The organism is Knoellia locipacati (genome assembly GCF_007992835.1).
Classification (GTDB): Bacteria; Actinomycetota; Actinomycetes; order Actinomycetales; family Dermatophilaceae; genus Knoellia; species Knoellia locipacati.
Genome location: NZ_BKBA01000003.1, coordinates 178306 through 193623 on the forward strand (window position 1 = coordinate 178306; position 15318 = coordinate 193623).

The following is a 15318-nucleotide window of genomic DNA, read 5'->3' on the forward strand; positions in this document are numbered from 1 at the left end:
GGGGGGAGCAAAGACACCCCCCGGGACGGAGGTCAGGCGAGTGGGACCGCCCGGCCCAGCGCGGCCAGCGCCGCCGGGAAGCACTCGGTGGGCGGGTTGACGAGCCCGGCGCCGACCTGGCCCGTGCCCGCGACCCGACCGGCCATGCCGGTGTTGATCTGCGGCAGGATCCCGGTCCGCACGACGGAGACGACGTCGATGCCCGTGGGCGTGCCCCGGAAGTCGAGGATCGGCACCTGGAACATCGGGTGCTCGCCGAGCGTGATCTCGTACATCGTCTGGGTCGCCCGCAGCGCGAACGGCACGTCGCCACCGACGAACTTGACGATCGCCGGGGCCGCCGCCATCGCGAACCCACCGATGCCCGCCGTCTCGGTGATCGCCGAGTCGCCGATGTCGGGGTTCGCGTCGTCGGGTCCGTAGTCGCCGAGGAAGAGTCCCTGCGGCGTGTTGGCCGGACCGGTGAACCACTCGTCGCCGGTGCCCGAGACCCGGATCCCGAAGTCGGTGCCGTTGCGCGCCATGGTCGTCACGAGCGAGGAGCCCGGGACGCCGTGCGCCGCCATCGTCGCGAGCTTGCAGGCCGGCATACCGAGGTTGAGGAAGAAGTGCTCGTTGGCACCCGAGAAGCGCACCGCCTCGGCGATGTCGTTCGACGACGCGTCGGCCGTGATCATCCCCGGGAGCAGCTCGCGCAGAAGCATGAGCGAGCCGGCGCGGTTGCGGTTGTGGCCCTCGTCGCCCATCTGGAGCATCTGCGCGAGGATCGACTTGATGTCGAACGGACCCGTCGCCCGCACCGACTGCTGGAGGATGGGGCCGAGGACGTCGGTCATCCAGTGCAGGCGGTCGACGACCTCGGGCCCGTAGGCGCCGTAGCGCAGCACCTTGCCCAGACCCTCGTTGAGCGAGCACCAGGACCACGCGTCGTGGACCTCGTCGCGCAGGCCGTACATCCACATCGACGGCGACACGACACCGGCCATCGGGCCGACGGCGTCGCGGTGGTGGCACGGCTCGAAGGTGAACTCGCCGGCAGCGAGCTTCTTCTCGGCCTCCTCGGCGTTGTCGGCCAGGCCCTCGAAGAGGACGGCGCCGATGAACGCACCCCTCAGTGGACCCGAGGCCCGCTCCCAGTCGATGGGCGGTCCCGCGTGCAGGAACGTGCCGCGCTCGAGCCCGAGCGCGTCCTTGGCCTGCTTGACGTCGCAGAGCTCGGCGGTCGAGGCGATGAGACGCGCGTATGCCGTCGCGTTGGCTTCCGCTCGACGCGCGTCGGCCATGACGCGGGCGAGGTCGGCCTCGGTCCCGGGCATCGGCGGCTGCCAGTCGGCCTCGGCGACGGTCACGGCCTGGCCGCGCAGCGCGTCGGCGAAGAGCCCGACACCGGCGGTGGCGACGGCCGGCGACTCGACGGACAGCAGACCGCGCAGCGGGGAGCCGGTGGAGGTGGCGGTGGTGGGCGACGTCATCGTGTGCTCCCGAGGAAGGACAGGGCGTGCCGGGTGGCATCGCGGTTGGACAGGAAGACGGAGGCACCGGCGGCAGCGAGGGTTTCGCCGGTGCGGGTGAGGCCCTGCGGGTCGGACTCGGTGCCGGTGACCGAGACGACGACGGGGAGCTCACGGCCCTGCGCACGGGCCGACTCCTTGGCGGCTCGGATCGCGTCGGCGAGCTCGCCGGCGGGGTCCTGGTGCGCACCGAAGCCGAGCACGAGGTCGAGCAGCAGGACGCCGCACGTCGGGTCGGCGGCCTCGGCCGCGATCCGCTCCATCCGCAGCGTCGGGTCGATCATCGGGTGCGCCCGGCCCTGGGTCAGTCCGTCGTCGCCGAAGTCGATGACGAGGTGACCGTCGTCCCTCATGTCCGAGCCGAGCGCGAGGTCGTCGCGCAGCGGGATGTTGGACCGGATGTCGCCGAGCGCATCGGCGGCGAGCAACATCGCGTCGTCGGCGAGGGTGCCACCACAGAAGAGCCCGCGCAGGCTGCCGGCGACCGACCCCGCCTCGGGGTCGCCCTCCGCCACCCAGCTCGGCCACTCCGGCACGTCGCGACCCTCGGCCCGCAGCACCGCCTCGACGGCGGAGGTGAGGTCGGGACGACCCGACCCGAGCGTGGCCCAGCGGACCGGGACGCCCAGCCCGGCGGCATACGTCTCGAGGTCGGCGAGGACCTCCTCGTCCGGCGGCTTGGAGACGACGACGATCGAGGTCGTGCCCTCGTCGGCGGCGAGCGCCGCCAGCGCCTGGCGGGTGGAGCGGGCGCCGACCGCGGTCTTGAGGTCGCGGCCACCGACGCCGAGACAGTGCGAGATGCCCACGCCGGCGGCGTCGAGCAGGCACATGATCTGCTGCGCGCCGGTGCCCGACGCGGCGACCATGCCGACCGGTCCGGCGCCCACGACGTTGGCGAAGCCGAGTGCCACTCCCCCGACGACGGCGGTGCCGCAGTCCGGGCCCATGACGAGGACGTCGGCGGCGGCCGCGGCGTCCTTGAGCATGACCTCGTCCTCGACGGAGACGTTGTCCGAGAACAGCATCACGGACGCCCCGGCGCCGATGGCGTCGAGCGCCTCGGTCGCGGCGTAGCGGCCGGGCACGGAGATGAGCGCGATGTCGGCCCCACCGGCGCGGACGGCCGCGGCGGTCGTGCGCGGGGGCGGCGGGTCACCGAAGCCACCGCTGGGGGTGGTCGACTTCGCGGAGAGGGCGGCCTCGGCGGCGGCGATGCCGGCGGCCACGCCATCCTCGTCGGCGGCGCGGACGGCGACGACGAGGTCGTTGGCGCCGGCGCCCTCGGGGACGTCGAAGCCCATGCCGCTCAGCACCTCGACGTTGAGCTCGGTGGCCATGGCGACCTGGGCGGCTTCGACGCCGTCGACGTCGGCGACGGTCCGTGACACCTGGAGCAGGGTCACGGAGTCGTGGTAGGCGCCTCGGCGCACATCGACGTGGGTGATGCTCACGACGGGATTCCTTCCGGCAGAGGGCTGTTGACGTGGTTCAGGGCGAGGTCGACTCCGGCGAGGAGTGCCTCGCCGGAGGTGTGTCCGATGGCGAGGACACGCTCGCGGGTGGGGGTGAGGTCGGCGACGCCGGCCACCGCGTCGGTGACGTGGTCGACGACGCAGGACACGGCATACCCGGCCCTGGCAGCGACGAGGAGTGACGCCGACAGGCTCGTGGTGCGCTCGAGCGGGAGGGCCTCCGGCAGCGCGAGACCGAGGGCGCGAGCGGCGAGGAGCGCCCCGCAGAGGACGTCGTCGGCGCGCGGGGTGAGTCCCTCGCCGCGACCGACCTCGGCGAGCAGCGGGGCCCAGTCGAAGCCGTCCGCTCGCGCGGCGCCGCTCGTGACCTGTCGGGGCCGCCACGACCGCACGACGCGTATGCCGTGGCTCGGCAGCGAGACGACGTAGCCACCCACGGTCACGACGTCTCCGGCGCGCACGCCCCAGTCGCGCGGACCGGGGGTCGGCAGGCGGATCGCCGTCGGCAGGATGAGCGCGTCGCTCGTGACCACGGGCAGGACCGACGCGTGGTCGGGCAGCCCGAGGTAGAGCGCGGTCGGGAAGGCCGCGAGCACGACGGCGGGACGGCGTGCACCCGTGACGAGACCCTGCGTGAGCGGTGAGGCCGCGGCCGGGATTCTGGGATGCACCCTGATGACGCTAGTCAGCCGGGCTACTCTGGCCGGATGGTAAAAGTTGCCAACGATCCGGCGTCTCAGGCCCAGCAGTTGCCATCGGACGGCCCGGGCACCGTCGAGGACGCCACGACCGTGGAGTCGCTGCGACGCGTCGTCGACCACCAGGCCGAGCTGCTGCGCCGCGAGGACGAGGTCAACCGGATCCTCGTGCAGACCGTGCTGCGCGGAGGCTCGCTGGGCGATCTCTGCGAGGCGCTGGTCGAGCTCTTCACCGGGGTCGCGCTCGTCCTGACGACCGACGGCCGGGTCATGACGACGGCGGGCTCCGAGGAGGACGTCGCCGAGGTGCTGGCGCTCGACTGCTTCGACCGCACCGGCCGGCTCATCGTCGAGGACGAGCCGGTCGGCGAGCGCGAGCCCGGTGGGGTGAAGTCCGAGCGGACCCTGGTGCGGATCGTGGCCGGGACCTCGGACCACGGGCTGCTCGCGGTGTTCACTCCCGGGCGGACCCTGACGACGACCGACGTGCACGGGCTCGAGCGGGCGGCCACCGTCGCCGCGCTCGCCATCACCAAGGAGCAGGCGGTCTCGGCCGTCGAGGGCAAGTACCGCGCGGAGTTCCTGCGCGACACCCTCGTCGGGCGCGGGGGCGGACCCGCGGAGGCGGTCGCCCACGCCGCCTCGCTCGGCTGGGACCTCGACCGGCGGATGGTCGTCGTCGTCGCCGAGACCGACGAGGACGACTCCCACACCTCGCGGGCCAGTGACGAGGTCCGCTCGCTCCAGGAGCGGTTCGTGCGGGCCTGGGTGCAGGCGGTGCGGACCCGCGAGCCCAAGGCCCCGGTGGCCGGGTTCTCGCAGGAGGTCGTCGCACTGCTCCCCGCACCCTGCGGTGGCGAGGGCGAGCAGGAGACGGTGATGCGCTCGGTCGGCGAGATCATCAAGGTCGTCAGCGGTGACGGTGGTGGCGGGCGTCGGTCGTTCTCGACCGGTGTGTCGCGCCCCCTGGAGTCGGTGGCCGACATCCCGCGCGCGTACTCCGAGGCGCTGCGTGCCGTCGCCGTCGGACGGCAGATGCAGGGCGAGGCCGCGGTGATGCACTTCGACGCCCTGGGGATCTATCGGCTGCTGTCGCTCATCCCCGACTCGGCCGACCTGCGGGCCTTCGTCGACGAGGCGCTCGGTGAGCTGGCCACGGACGACCAGTCGTCCTACGCCGACCTGCGCCAGACGCTCCAGGTGCTCCTCGACACCAACCTCAACGTCGCCGAGACCGCGCGCATCCTCTTCTTCCACTACAACACGCTGCGCTACCGGATCGCCAAGCTCGAGCAGATGCTCGGCCCGTTCACGACCGACCCGCAGCTCCGGTTGACCCTCGCGCTGGCACTGCGGATCCGTCAGATGCGCGGCGTCTGACGCAACCCCCCTCAGCGACTTATTGCCCGAATGGGACGTATGTCGCGGCCTTTGCGGCCGCGGAATCTCCCCTTCGGGCAATAAGTCGGGGGTGACCGGGGGCGAGAACGGGTCACCGGCGCAGGACGTGACGAGGGGCGCAGCCATGCTGCGCCCCTCGTCACGTTGTGCGCCGCTCGTGCGGTCGGCCGGTCGGCCGGTCGGCAGGTGGTCAGTCGGTCATGCCGAGGCCGCGGCGACCGATCTCGTTGAGCTGCTCGGGCTGGAAGCGCCCCTCCCAGTCGCGCTCGTAGTGCTCCTCGGGGAAGTCGCTCGGGCTGGAACCGGTGAGGAACGCCTCTCGCACGGACCCGGCATACGCCTCGTTGCGGGGGCACCACGGCGCGGCCGGGATGTACATGACGTTGCCCCAGCCCACTTGGTCCTCGACCTCCGCCACGGAGTGGATGAGGTCGCAGTGCCACCACACGGTGTCGCCGGCCTGCACGTCCGGGATGCCCGAGACAGCCTCCATGAGCAGCGGGTGCCACTTCCACGAGATCGGGAAGGTCTGGTTGTGCGCGATCCCGCAGAGCTCGTCGTCGGCGACGTCGTCGAGCAGCGGACGGAGCATGAGGTAGGCCATCGCCTCGGGGATCGGCACCGTGTGCAGGACGCCCTGGTCGTGGCCCATATCGGACAGGGCCGTCCACCCCTGGAAGGTGCGGAACGCCGAGCACATCGTCGACGCCGGGTAGTTCACCGCGTCGGTGCGGTGCGCCGCGTCCCACGGGTCGTAGCTCTCGACGTCGCCCGAGAAGAGGTGGCGGAAGACCTCCTGGTAGCCCTGCGTCATGTAGAGGTCGATGCTGCCGGTGTCGAGGTGCGTGCCGAGCCCCGCGGAGTCGGTGCCCGGCGGGCGGCGCCGGATGCGGTCCGGGTAGAGCGAGTCGCGGTTCGGGTCGAACCACTGGCGGCCCTGCGACTCGTGGGTCCACTGGCTGTTGAGGAAGCCCTGCACCGCCGCCATCCTCGGGCTCTGGCGCGCCTCCATCTGCGGCTGCGACCAGTAGATCGGGTAGATCTCGGGTGCGCTCTCGACGCTGGCGAAGAAGTCGTCGGCGGGCCCGGTGTACTTCTCGAAGAACTCGTTGCGCGTCGTGTAGTCGACGATGTCACGGTCCCACTGGAGCGCCTGCTCGTGCGGGAAGGTGCCGCGGACGACGGCGCAGCCGCGCTCCTTGACCTTGGCCACGAGCTCGGCCGGCACGGTCCCGGCCTCGATGTCGGCGAAGTCGATGACGGGCCAGACCTGCTCGCCGGCCTCGCGCTCGGCCTTGATCGCCTCGACGCGCCGGGCGATGCGGGCCTCGAGCTCGGCGAAGAGCTCCTCGACGGTGCGGCCGCTCTGCGCGATGCGCGCCTTGAGCGCCCGCTTGATCTCGACGGTCGCGCCGGTGACGTCCTCCGGCTTGGTCTCCCAGTGCGGCAGGGGATGGGCCTCGACGTTCGCGGTCATCCTCGACCACTCCCTCTTCACTCGACTGCGGTTCGTAAGGACTCCTGACTGGAACCCGTTGCGCCGATCGTAGCGGCGACCTCTGCTAGTTTGCAAGGAGTCCTAACGAAAGGCTGGTCCGTGACCGTCGACCTCCCCTCGCTCGACCTGCTCCGCTCGCTCAGCGACCGGCACGTCCTCGCCGCCGTCGCGAGCGCGGGCCAGCTCACCCGCGCCGCAGCGGCCACGGCGACCGGCCTGTCAAAGCCCACCGTGTCCCAGAGCGTCGCCCGCCTCCTCGAGGCCGGGGTCGTCGTCGAAGGCGAGCGCGCCTCGGGCGGGCGTGGCCGGGCCGGCACCTACCTCACGGTCAACGACGCGGCCGGCTGCGCGCTCGCCGTGCAGGCCGGGCCCGAGGGTGTCGTCGGGGAGGTCGTCGCCCTCGACGGCCGGGTGCTCGCCACGCATCGGCGCACCCTGTCGTCGCCCGTCACCCCGGGCTCGCTCGGTCGCGCCCTGACCGCCGTATGCCGTGCGCTCACCTCCGACTCCCCCGGACCGGTCCGTGTCGTCACCGTGTCCGTCGCCGACCCCGTCGACCGCCGCACCGGCCGGGTGGTCGAGCTGCCCGCCAGCCCCTTCCTCGTCGGCGAGCTCGACCCCGTCCGGCTCCTCGCCAAGGTCGTCCCCGTCCCACCGGTCGTCGACAACGACGTCAGCTGGGCCCTGCTCGCCGAGCACACCGAGGGCGTCGCGGTCGGGGTCGACGACGTCCTCCAGCTCCACCTCGACGAGGGCATGGGTGCTGCGATGTGGGCCGGTGGCCGACCGCTGCACGGCGCCCGCGGCCTTGCCGGTGAGGTCGCCTACTCGCGCACCTCGGTCCCGACCCGGGGCACCCGGGGCACCCGGGGCACCCGGGGCACCCGGGGCACCCGGAGCACCCAGGCCACGTCTGCCGCTCCCAGCGGCACGCTCATGGAGTGCGTCGCCTCGCTCGGCTACCTCCGCGAGGGCAGCAAGGCCATCGAGGTCGAGTCGCTGCTCGAGGACCTCGACCGCGGTGCCGGCCAGGCCAGGCGCCTCGCTGCCGCCGTCGCCGAGGTCGCCCGGGCCCACGCCTACCTGCTCGACCCGGAGCTGGTCGTGCTCAGCGGACGCTGGGGACGGCATACGGAGGTCGTGGAGGCGGTGACCACCGCGCTCGCCGACGCGGGAGGCGTCGCCACCACGGTCGAACGCGCCGGCATCACCGACGACGCACCCCTCACCGGAGCCCGGATCCACGCTCTCGGCGAGTTGCTCGCAACGTGGTCCGCGCAGCCGGGCACCGTGTCAACATGACGCGTATGACAGCCGTGTGACACGGGCCACCCCGAGTTGCCAACGGTCCGCGGGCTCCCCTGTCAGAGATTGACGAATGTCCCGGAGGACCGCACAACTAGCGTCCTCATCACCACGACGACGTGACCCCTGCACGCCGTCCGCTGACGAAAGTAGGCACACATGGCTCTTGGTCTTGGTTGGAAGGTCAAGGAGGGCACGCTCGGGCTCGATGACGTCGTCGCGCCCGACGAGCGCCTGGACTGGGGTCGCACCGTCGGCCTCGGCGCACAGCACGTGGTCGCGATGTTCGGCGCCACCTTCGTCTTCCCGCTGGTCATGGGTCTCAACCCCCAGCTGGCGATCATGATGAGCGGTATCGCGACCATCGCGTTCCTGCTCATCGTCCAGGGCCGCGTCCCGAGCTACCTCGGCACGTCCGCCGCGTTCGTCGGTGGTGTCGCCGCCATCCGCGCGCAGGGTGGCGACTCCTCGGAGGTCACCGGCGCGATCCTCGTGGCCGGTGTCGTGCTCGCCCTCGTCGGCGTCGCGATCCACTTCGTCGGCTCTGGCGTGCTGCACAAGGTGCTGCCGCCCGTCGTCACCGGCGCGGTCGTCATGCTCATCGGCTTCAACCTCGCCCCCGTCGTGGCCAACATCTACTGGCCGCAGGACCAGTGGGTCGCCCTGCTGACGATGCTCTTCACGATCGTCTGCGCCGTGGCCTTCAAGGGCTTCATCAGCCGGATCGCGATCTTCCTCGCGCTGATCTTCGGCACGCTGCTCTCGTGGATCCTCGACAAGACCGCGGGTCAGATCAACTCCGTCCTCGGTGGCGCCACCGAGGCGACCGACCACTTCCGCTGGAACACCGCGGGCATCGGTGACGCCGCCTGGTTCGGCTTCCCGGCCAAGACGATCTTCAACGCCGACGGCACCGAGGTCCCCGGCTGGCACACCCCGAGCTTCTCCACCGCGGCGATCCTCCTCGTGCTCCCCGCCGTCATCGCCCTCATCGCCGAGAACACCGGCCACGTCAAGGCCGTCGCCGAGATGACCGGCCACAACCTCGACAAGGACATGGGCCGCGCGATCGCCGCCGACGGCGTCGGCACGATCCTCGCCTCCTCCGTGGGTGGCTCGCCGACCACGACCTACGCCGAGAACATCGGTGTCATGGCCGCGACCCGCGTCTACTCGACCGCCGCCTACTACGTCGCCGCGCTCGTCGCCATCCTCTTCGGCCTCTCGCCCAAGTTCGGCGCCCTCGTGGCCTCCGTCCCCGGCGGCGTCCTCGGCGGCATCACGGTCGTCCTCTACGGCATGATCGGCCTGCTCGGCGCCAAGATCTGGAAGGAGAACGGGGTCGACTTCGCGAACCCGATCAACCTCGTCCCGGTCGCGGCCGGCATCGTCATCGGCATCGGTGACGTCAAGATGAAGTTCAGCGAGGACTTCACCCTGAGCGGCATCGCCCTCGGCACGATCGTCGCCATCGGCGCCTTCCACCTCGCCCGCTCGATCGCACCCGCCGACCTGCGCCACCGCGCCGACGGGCACGGGGCCACCGGAGGCACCGCGATCACCACCGGAGACCGCGTCTACGGTGACGAGGACGGCATCGACGACCTCTACCAGTCCGGCTACCCGGGCGACCCGGGCCGGCGCGACCAGGACCGCGACCGCAGGCCCTGAGACTCACCGCCGCCCCGCCCGGGGCCGACTCCGGGCGGGGCGGCGCCATTCCCCCAGAACGCACAGCACGACCAGCAGGCAAGGAGCCCTCCAGGTGAAACCCGCACCGTTCGTGCACCACTCCCCCCGCACGCTCGACGAGGCCGTCGCGGTCCTCGGTGACGTGGGGCACGACGGCAAGGTCCTCGCCGGAGGCCAGAGCCTCATCCCGGTGCTCAACATGCGGCTCGCGCAGCCCGCGCACCTCGTCGACATCAACCGGGTGGCCGGCCTCGACACCGTGACCGTCACCGACACCTCCGTGCGTGTCGGTGCCATCGTGCGGCACGCGCAGCTCGAGAAGCACGACGGCGCGTATGCCGTCCTCCCCCTCCTGCGTCAGGCGCTCCGCAACGTGGCCCACCCGGCCATCCGCAACCGCGGCACCACGGTCGGCTCCATCGCGCACGCCGACGCCGCCGGTGAGATGCCCTCGATCGCCGTCCTCACCGACGCCGTCATCGAGGCGATCGGGCCGCGCGGTCGACGCGAGATCGCAGCGCGCGAGTTCTTCGAGGGGCCGCTCCAGACGCTGCTCGAGGCCGACGAGATCCTCGAGGCCGTGCGCTTCGGACGTTTCGCCCCCGGCACCCGCACCGCGTTCCTCGAGTCCGCCCGCCGCCACGGCGACTACGCCCTCGCCGGGCTCGGCGTCGCCGTCGACGTCGAGGGCGACGGACCCGACGCGGTCGTGCGCGGTGCGCGTGCGGCATACGTCTCGGTCACGGACATCCCCGTCGTCCTCGACCTCTCCGAAGCCGTTGCGGGACAGCGGGTCTCGTCGGCGAGCTGGGACGGCGTCGAGGAGCTCGTGCAGGCGGGTATCGCGCCCGAGGCCGACATCCACGCGAGCAGCGACTACCGCCGCGCGCTCGCCGTCGAGCTCACCAGGCGGGCGCTGACCACTGCAGCCACGACCACCGAGCCGGCGACCACCACGACCGAGGGACACGCATGACCGACACCGACCAGACCGCACCCGCCCTCGTGGACGTGACGCTTCGGGTCAACGGCGTCGAGCACACCCGGACCGTCGAACCCCGCCGCCTGCTCTCGGACTTCCTGCGCCACGACCTGCGGCTCACCGGCACCCACGTCGGGTGCGAGCACGGCGTCTGCGGCGCGTGCACCGTCCTCGTCGACGGCGACCCGATGCGCTCGTGCCTGATGTTCGCCGTCTCGGCCCAGGAGCACGAGCTCACGACGGTCGAGGGCCTCGGCACGCAGGAGGCCATGGGCCCCGTCCAGCAGGCGTTCGTCGAGTGCCACGGACTCCAGTGCGGCTTCTGCACACCGGGATTCGTCACGACGATCTCCGCCTTCATCGAGGAGAACCCCGACCCCACGCTCGAGGAGGCGCGCGAGGCGATCTCGGGCAACCTCTGTCGCTGCACCGGCTACCAGAACATCTGCAAGGCCGTCGTGCGCGCCGCCGAGATCAGGCGCGAGCGGTCCACGAGCAGCACCGAGGCGGGTGAGCGCGCGTGACCACCCGCCAGTTCGGCGCCCCCGTCCAGCGCAAGGAGGACCCGCGCCTCGTCACCGGCAACGGGCGCTACCTCGACGACCTGGGGCACACGGCATACGAGGTCGCCTTCGTCCGCAGCCCGCACGCCCACGCGCGGATCACCGACATCGACGTCGACGGCGCGCTCGAGGTCGACGGGGTCATCGCCGTCTACACCCACGAGGACCTCGACGGTCCGGTCGGCGACCGCCTCCCGCTGCTCATCCCCCACCCGAGCATCGTCGCCGGGCGCACCGGCCACGCCCTGGCCAAGGACGACGTCAACCACGTCGGCGAGGCCATCGTCATGGTCGTCGCGCGCGACCGCTACCTCGCCGAGGACGCCGCCCAGCGCATCGTCGTGAGCTACGACTTCCTGCCTCCCATCGTCGGGCTGGAGAAGTCCCGTGACGGCGAGGGTCTCGTCCACGACGACGCACCGGGCAACGTCGCGGCACACCTGCTCCAGGAGGTCGGCAACGTCGAGGCCGCGATGGCCAAGGCGCCGCGCACCCTCACCCTCGACCTCGAGATCGAGCGCAGCGCGTGCATGCCGATGGAGGGCAAGGGCGTCCTCGCGCACTGGGACGCCGACGAGCAGCGGATGCGCATCCACTCGTCCACGCAGACCACGACCGGTGTGCGCGCCGCCGTCGCCTCCAAGCTCCAGCTGCCCCTCGCCCAGGTCGAGTGCATCGCGCCCGACGTCGGCGGCGGCTTCGGCGTCAAGATCATGCACCCGTGGCCGGAGGAGGTGCTCATCCCGTGGGCCGCGCGCAGGCTCGACCACGACGTCAAGTGGACCGAGGACCGCCGCGAGCACTTCACCTCCAGCGCCCATGAGCGCGGCCAGCTCCAGCAGGTCACCGTCGGGTTCGACGACGACGGGCGGCTGCTCGCCCTCGACGTGAAGTTCTGGCACGACAACGGCGCCTACCTCCCCTATGGCGTCATCGTCCCGATCATCACCGCGACCCAGCTGCTCGGCCCCTACAAGCCGCAGAACTACCGCGTCGAGTTCTGGTCGATGTACACCAACACCGTTCTCGTGACGCCCTATCGGGGCGCCGGCCGCCCCCAGGGCTGCTTCGCGATGGAGCGGACGATGGACGCCATCGCCGCCGAGCTCGGCATCGACCGCACCGAGGTCCGCTCGCGCAACTTCATCCAGCCCGAGGAGATGCCCTACGACCAGGGCCTGCTCTTCCAGGACGGCCGCCCGCTCAAGTACGACTCGGGCGACTTCCCCGCCTCCCTCGCCAAGCTCAAGGCGCTCGTGGGCTGGGACGACTTCACGGCATACCGGGAGCAGGCGGAGGCCGAGGGGCGCAAGGTCGGTCTCGGCATCGGCTGCTACGTCGAGGGCACCGGAGTCGGCCCCTACGAGGGCGGGCACGTCCACGTCGAGACGAGCGGACGGGTCAACGTCGCCACCGGCCTCACCACCCAGGGCCAGGGGCACCAGACGATCCTCGCCCAGATCGTCGCCGACGAGCTCGGCGTCTCGATCGACGACGTCCACGTCACCACCGGTGACACGAGGCGGATGCCGTATGCCGTGGGGACGTTCGCGTCGCGCGGTGCCGTGATGTCGGGCAACGCCGTGGCACTGGCCGCGCGTGCGGTGAGGGCCAAGGCGCTGCGGATCGCCGCCGACGCGCTCGAGGTCAGCGAGGCCGACCTCCAGATCGAGGACGGCACGATCAGCGTCAAGGGCGCACCGCACGCCTCCATCGCGCTGTCGACCGTGGCCGTGATGTCGAACCCGCTCCGCTACGCCTTCGACGAGTCGGCCAAGGCCGCGACGCAGTTCGCCGGCGCGTTCGACCCCGACAAGCCGCCGGTCGCCGACGACGACGAGCCCGGCCTCGAGGGCAAGGACTACTACTCGCCCACGCAGGCGACCTTCGCCAACGGCATGCACGCCGCCATCGTCGAGACCGACCCGGTCACCGCCGAGATCACGATCCTGCGCTACTGCGTCATCCACGACTGCGGCACCGTCGTCAACCCGATGATCGTCGAGGGCCAGGTCCACGGCGGCGTCGCGCAGGGCGTCGGCGGCGCGCTCTACGAGCGGATGGCCTACGACGAGACCGGGCAGCTGCTCAACGCGTCGTTCATGGACTTCCTCATCCCCTACGCCTCCGAGGTCCCGCACATCGAGACCGACCACCTCGAGACGCCCTCGCCCCTCAACCCGTTGGGGATCAAGGGTGCCGGCGAGGCAGGCACCATCCCCGTCACCGCCGTCATCGCGTCGGCCATCGAGGACGCCGAGGGCTTCCCGATCCGCTCGATGCCCATCAGCCCGACCGAGCTCTGGGACCTGCGACGTGAGCACGCCGCCGCCGCGCAGTCCACGAGCGCCTCGACCCCGACCACGACGACGACCCCGACCCAGGAGTCCGCATGAAGATCTCCGGCACGGCCACCATGGCCGCCTCCCCCGAGCAGGTGTGGACCGCGGTCCACGACCCCGCCGTCCTCGCACGCTGCATCCCCGGGTGCCAGTCGCTGCGCGAGCTCTCACCCGGCCGCTACGCCATGACCGTCATGGCGGGTGTCGCGGCGATCAAGGGCTCGTACGACGGCGAGGTCGCGATCACCGACGTCACCGAGCCGACCGCCTTCACGATGAAGGCCGAGGGCGCCGGCGCTCCGGGCACGATCGCGACGACCGTCGACGTCTCGCTCGCGCCGGGTGAGGGCGGCGGCACGGCGATCTCCTACGAGGCCGACGCCATCGTCGGCGGACCCATCGGCGGTGTCGGCCAGCGCATGCTCGCCGGCGTCGCCCGCAAGATGGCCGGCCAGATGTTCACCGCCCTCGACCGCGACATCGCAGGCGAGCGTCCCGCAGCCGCCGCACCCGCGGCTGTCGGTGCGGGGGCCGTCGCTGGTGGCGCGGGCGTGCCCGCACCCGTCGGCGCACAGCAGACCGGCGTGTATGCCGGCTCCGCGGCTTCCGCTGCGGCCGGCGGTTCCGGCTCGGGTTTTGTCCAGGGCGCCCTCTTCGGAGCGGGCGTCGCACTCGCCGGCGTCGTCGTCGGCTGGCTCATCGGAGGTCGCTGATGCGTCCGTTCACTGCTGCTGCCATCCAGGTGGCGCCCGTCCGCGGGTCGCTCACCCCCCAGGTCATCGAGGCCAACATCGAGCGGTGCCTCGACTTCGTGCGGCGCTGCGTCGCCGAGACCGGTGCCGAGCTCGTCGTGCTGCCCGAGTCGGCGACGACCGGCTTCACGCCGGACTGCTCGACCGAGCAGCTCTGGGACCTCGTGAGCGAGCTGCCGGGCGCCATGTCGCAGCCGTTCCAGGACCTCGCCCGTGAGCTCGGCATCGTCCTCTGCGTCGGGACCTACGAGCGCGGCCCCGAGCGCGGGATCGTCTACAACGCGTCGATCCTCGTCGACACCGACGGCTCGCTGCTCGGCGTCTATCGCAAGACCCACCCGTTCTGCACCGAGGCCGTCTCCGGCGGTGGCTGGGTCACGCCGGGCGATACGGTCACGGTGTCCGACACCGCCCTCGGCCGCATCGGCATGATCATCTGCTTCGACGGCGACTACCCGGAGCTGTCGCGGATCCAGGCCGTCCAGGGCGCCGAGATCATCTGCCGGCCGTCGGCGCTGCTCCGCTCGGCCGACATCTGGGAGCTCACGTCGCGGGCCCGTGCCTACGACAACCACGTCTACGTCATCGGCGCCAACGCGACCGGCATCGACCCGGCCGGGGTCATCTACTTCGGCAACAGCCACATCGTCACGCCCAACGCGACGATCGTGGCCAAGGCCGCGTCGCACGAGGGCTGGGTCTCGGCCCGTCTCGACCCCGAGACGGCGTTGTCGTCGCTCACCCCGGGCTCGAACATCTCGCAGGGGTTCGACCACCTGCGTGACCGCAACCTCGACCTCATCCGCGGCCACCGCGAGGAGCTCGAGTCGCCGGCCAAGACGGCGTTCCCGCACGGCGGCCCGCGCCCGGACCACAAGCCCGAAGGCGACTGACCGCTCGAAGGCTCGCCGCGGCCACGATGGGCCGTCGCCACTGTGCACTGCTGCGCCCTCGCGCAGCAGTGCACAGTGCTGTTCGGGGCGGCAGTGCAGTGCTGCACCCCAGCGCAGCACTGCACTGTGCCGTTCGGGCTGACAGTGCACTGCTGTACCCCAGCGCAGCACTGCACTGTGCCGTTCGGGCAGACAGTGCACTGCTG

Annotated in this window: 12 protein-coding genes; 8 read left to right on the plus strand and 4 right to left on the minus strand. The window is 71.7% G+C overall.

Annotation, left to right across the window (positions count from 1 at the left end):
* Positions 1-32 precede the first annotated feature (32 nt).
* Genes KLO01_RS02350 through KLO01_RS02360 form a run of 3 tightly spaced genes read right to left on the minus strand, consistent with a single transcriptional unit; the run spans position 33 to position 3657 of the window.
* Entirely contained in the window at positions 33-1472 is a 1440-nt protein-coding gene (locus KLO01_RS02350; RefSeq protein WP_147061944.1) for a YlbE family protein, read from the minus strand.
* Positions 1469-2965 carry an AllF/FdrA family protein gene (locus KLO01_RS02355; RefSeq protein WP_147061945.1) on the minus strand — a complete coding sequence of 499 codons (1497 nt, stop codon included), beginning with the start codon at positions 2963-2965 and terminating at the stop codon, positions 1469-1471. The genes KLO01_RS02350 and KLO01_RS02355 overlap by 4 nt, the downstream gene beginning before the upstream one ends.
* On the minus strand, positions 2962-3657 hold the full coding sequence (locus KLO01_RS02360; protein WP_186827885.1) for an oxamate carbamoyltransferase subunit AllH family protein: 696 nt from the start codon (positions 3655-3657) through the stop codon (positions 2962-2964). Before KLO01_RS02360 ends, KLO01_RS02355 begins: the two co-directional genes overlap by 4 nt.
* Before the next feature lie 78 nt (positions 3658-3735).
* Here KLO01_RS02360 and KLO01_RS02365 point away from each other — a divergent pair, with 78 nt between their 5' ends.
* Positions 3736-5064, plus strand: coding sequence for a PucR family transcriptional regulator (locus KLO01_RS02365; RefSeq protein ID WP_246136015.1), 1329 nt, complete (start codon positions 3736-3738; stop codon positions 5062-5064).
* A gap of 211 nt (positions 5065-5275) precedes the next feature.
* Here KLO01_RS02365 and KLO01_RS02370 read toward each other — a convergent pair whose 3' ends face one another.
* The gene (locus tag KLO01_RS02370) at positions 5276-6562 is read right to left on the minus strand and encodes a DUF1479 domain-containing protein (protein WP_147061947.1); all 1287 of its coding nucleotides are present in this window, start codon (positions 6560-6562) and stop codon (positions 5276-5278) included.
* 120 nt (positions 6563-6682) lie between these two features.
* Here KLO01_RS02370 and KLO01_RS02375 point away from each other — a divergent pair, with 120 nt between their 5' ends.
* From KLO01_RS02375 to KLO01_RS02405, 7 genes are all read left to right on the plus strand, one after another.
* On the plus strand, positions 6683-7885 hold the full coding sequence (locus KLO01_RS02375; RefSeq protein WP_147061948.1) for an ROK family transcriptional regulator: 1203 nt from the start codon (positions 6683-6685) through the stop codon (positions 7883-7885).
* Between the two features lie 162 nt (positions 7886-8047).
* Entirely contained in the window at positions 8048-9559 is a 1512-nt protein-coding gene (locus tag KLO01_RS02380; RefSeq protein ID WP_147061949.1) for a uracil-xanthine permease family protein, read from the plus strand.
* A gap of 94 nt (positions 9560-9653) precedes the next feature.
* Positions 9654-10556 carry an FAD binding domain-containing protein gene (locus tag KLO01_RS02385; RefSeq protein ID WP_147061950.1) on the plus strand — a complete coding sequence of 301 codons (903 nt, stop codon included), beginning with the start codon at positions 9654-9656 and terminating at the stop codon, positions 10554-10556.
* Positions 10553-11086, plus strand: a complete 534-nt coding sequence (locus tag KLO01_RS02390; RefSeq protein ID WP_147061951.1) for a (2Fe-2S)-binding protein — start codon at positions 10553-10555, stop codon at positions 11084-11086. Before KLO01_RS02385 ends, KLO01_RS02390 begins: the two co-directional genes overlap by 4 nt.
* Complete coding sequence (cutA, locus tag KLO01_RS02395; RefSeq protein WP_147061952.1) at positions 11083-13521, plus strand: aerobic carbon-monoxide dehydrogenase large subunit; 2439 nt, start codon at positions 11083-11085, stop codon at positions 13519-13521. Before KLO01_RS02390 ends, cutA begins: the two co-directional genes overlap by 4 nt.
* Positions 13518-14180, plus strand: coding sequence for an SRPBCC family protein (locus KLO01_RS02400; protein ID WP_147061953.1), 663 nt, complete (start codon positions 13518-13520; stop codon positions 14178-14180). The genes cutA and KLO01_RS02400 overlap by 4 nt, the downstream gene beginning before the upstream one ends.
* Positions 14180-15112, plus strand: coding sequence for a carbon-nitrogen hydrolase family protein (locus tag KLO01_RS02405; RefSeq protein WP_147061954.1), 933 nt, complete (start codon positions 14180-14182; stop codon positions 15110-15112). Before KLO01_RS02400 ends, KLO01_RS02405 begins: the two co-directional genes overlap by 1 nt.
* Positions 15113-15318 lie beyond the last annotated feature (206 nt).

What these genes read in the sequence shown, in the direction of transcription:
- KLO01_RS02350 (WP_147061944.1), bottom strand. Translation starts at nt 1,472, where the DNA reads ATGACGTCGCCCACCACCGCCACCTCCACCGGCTCCCCGCTGCGCGGT.
- KLO01_RS02370 (WP_147061947.1), bottom strand. Translation starts at nt 6,562, where the DNA reads ATGACCGCGAACGTCGAGGCCCATCCCCTGCCGCACTGGGAGACCAAG.
- KLO01_RS02380 (WP_147061949.1), top strand. Translation starts at nt 8,048, where the DNA reads ATGGCTCTTGGTCTTGGTTGGAAGGTCAAGGAGGGCACGCTCGGGCTC.
- KLO01_RS02390 (WP_147061951.1), top strand. Translation starts at nt 10,553, where the DNA reads ATGACCGACACCGACCAGACCGCACCCGCCCTCGTGGACGTGACGCTT.
- KLO01_RS02400 (WP_147061953.1), top strand. Translation starts at nt 13,518, where the DNA reads ATGAAGATCTCCGGCACGGCCACCATGGCCGCCTCCCCCGAGCAGGTG.
- KLO01_RS02405 (WP_147061954.1), top strand. Translation starts at nt 14,180, where the DNA reads ATGCGTCCGTTCACTGCTGCTGCCATCCAGGTGGCGCCCGTCCGCGGG.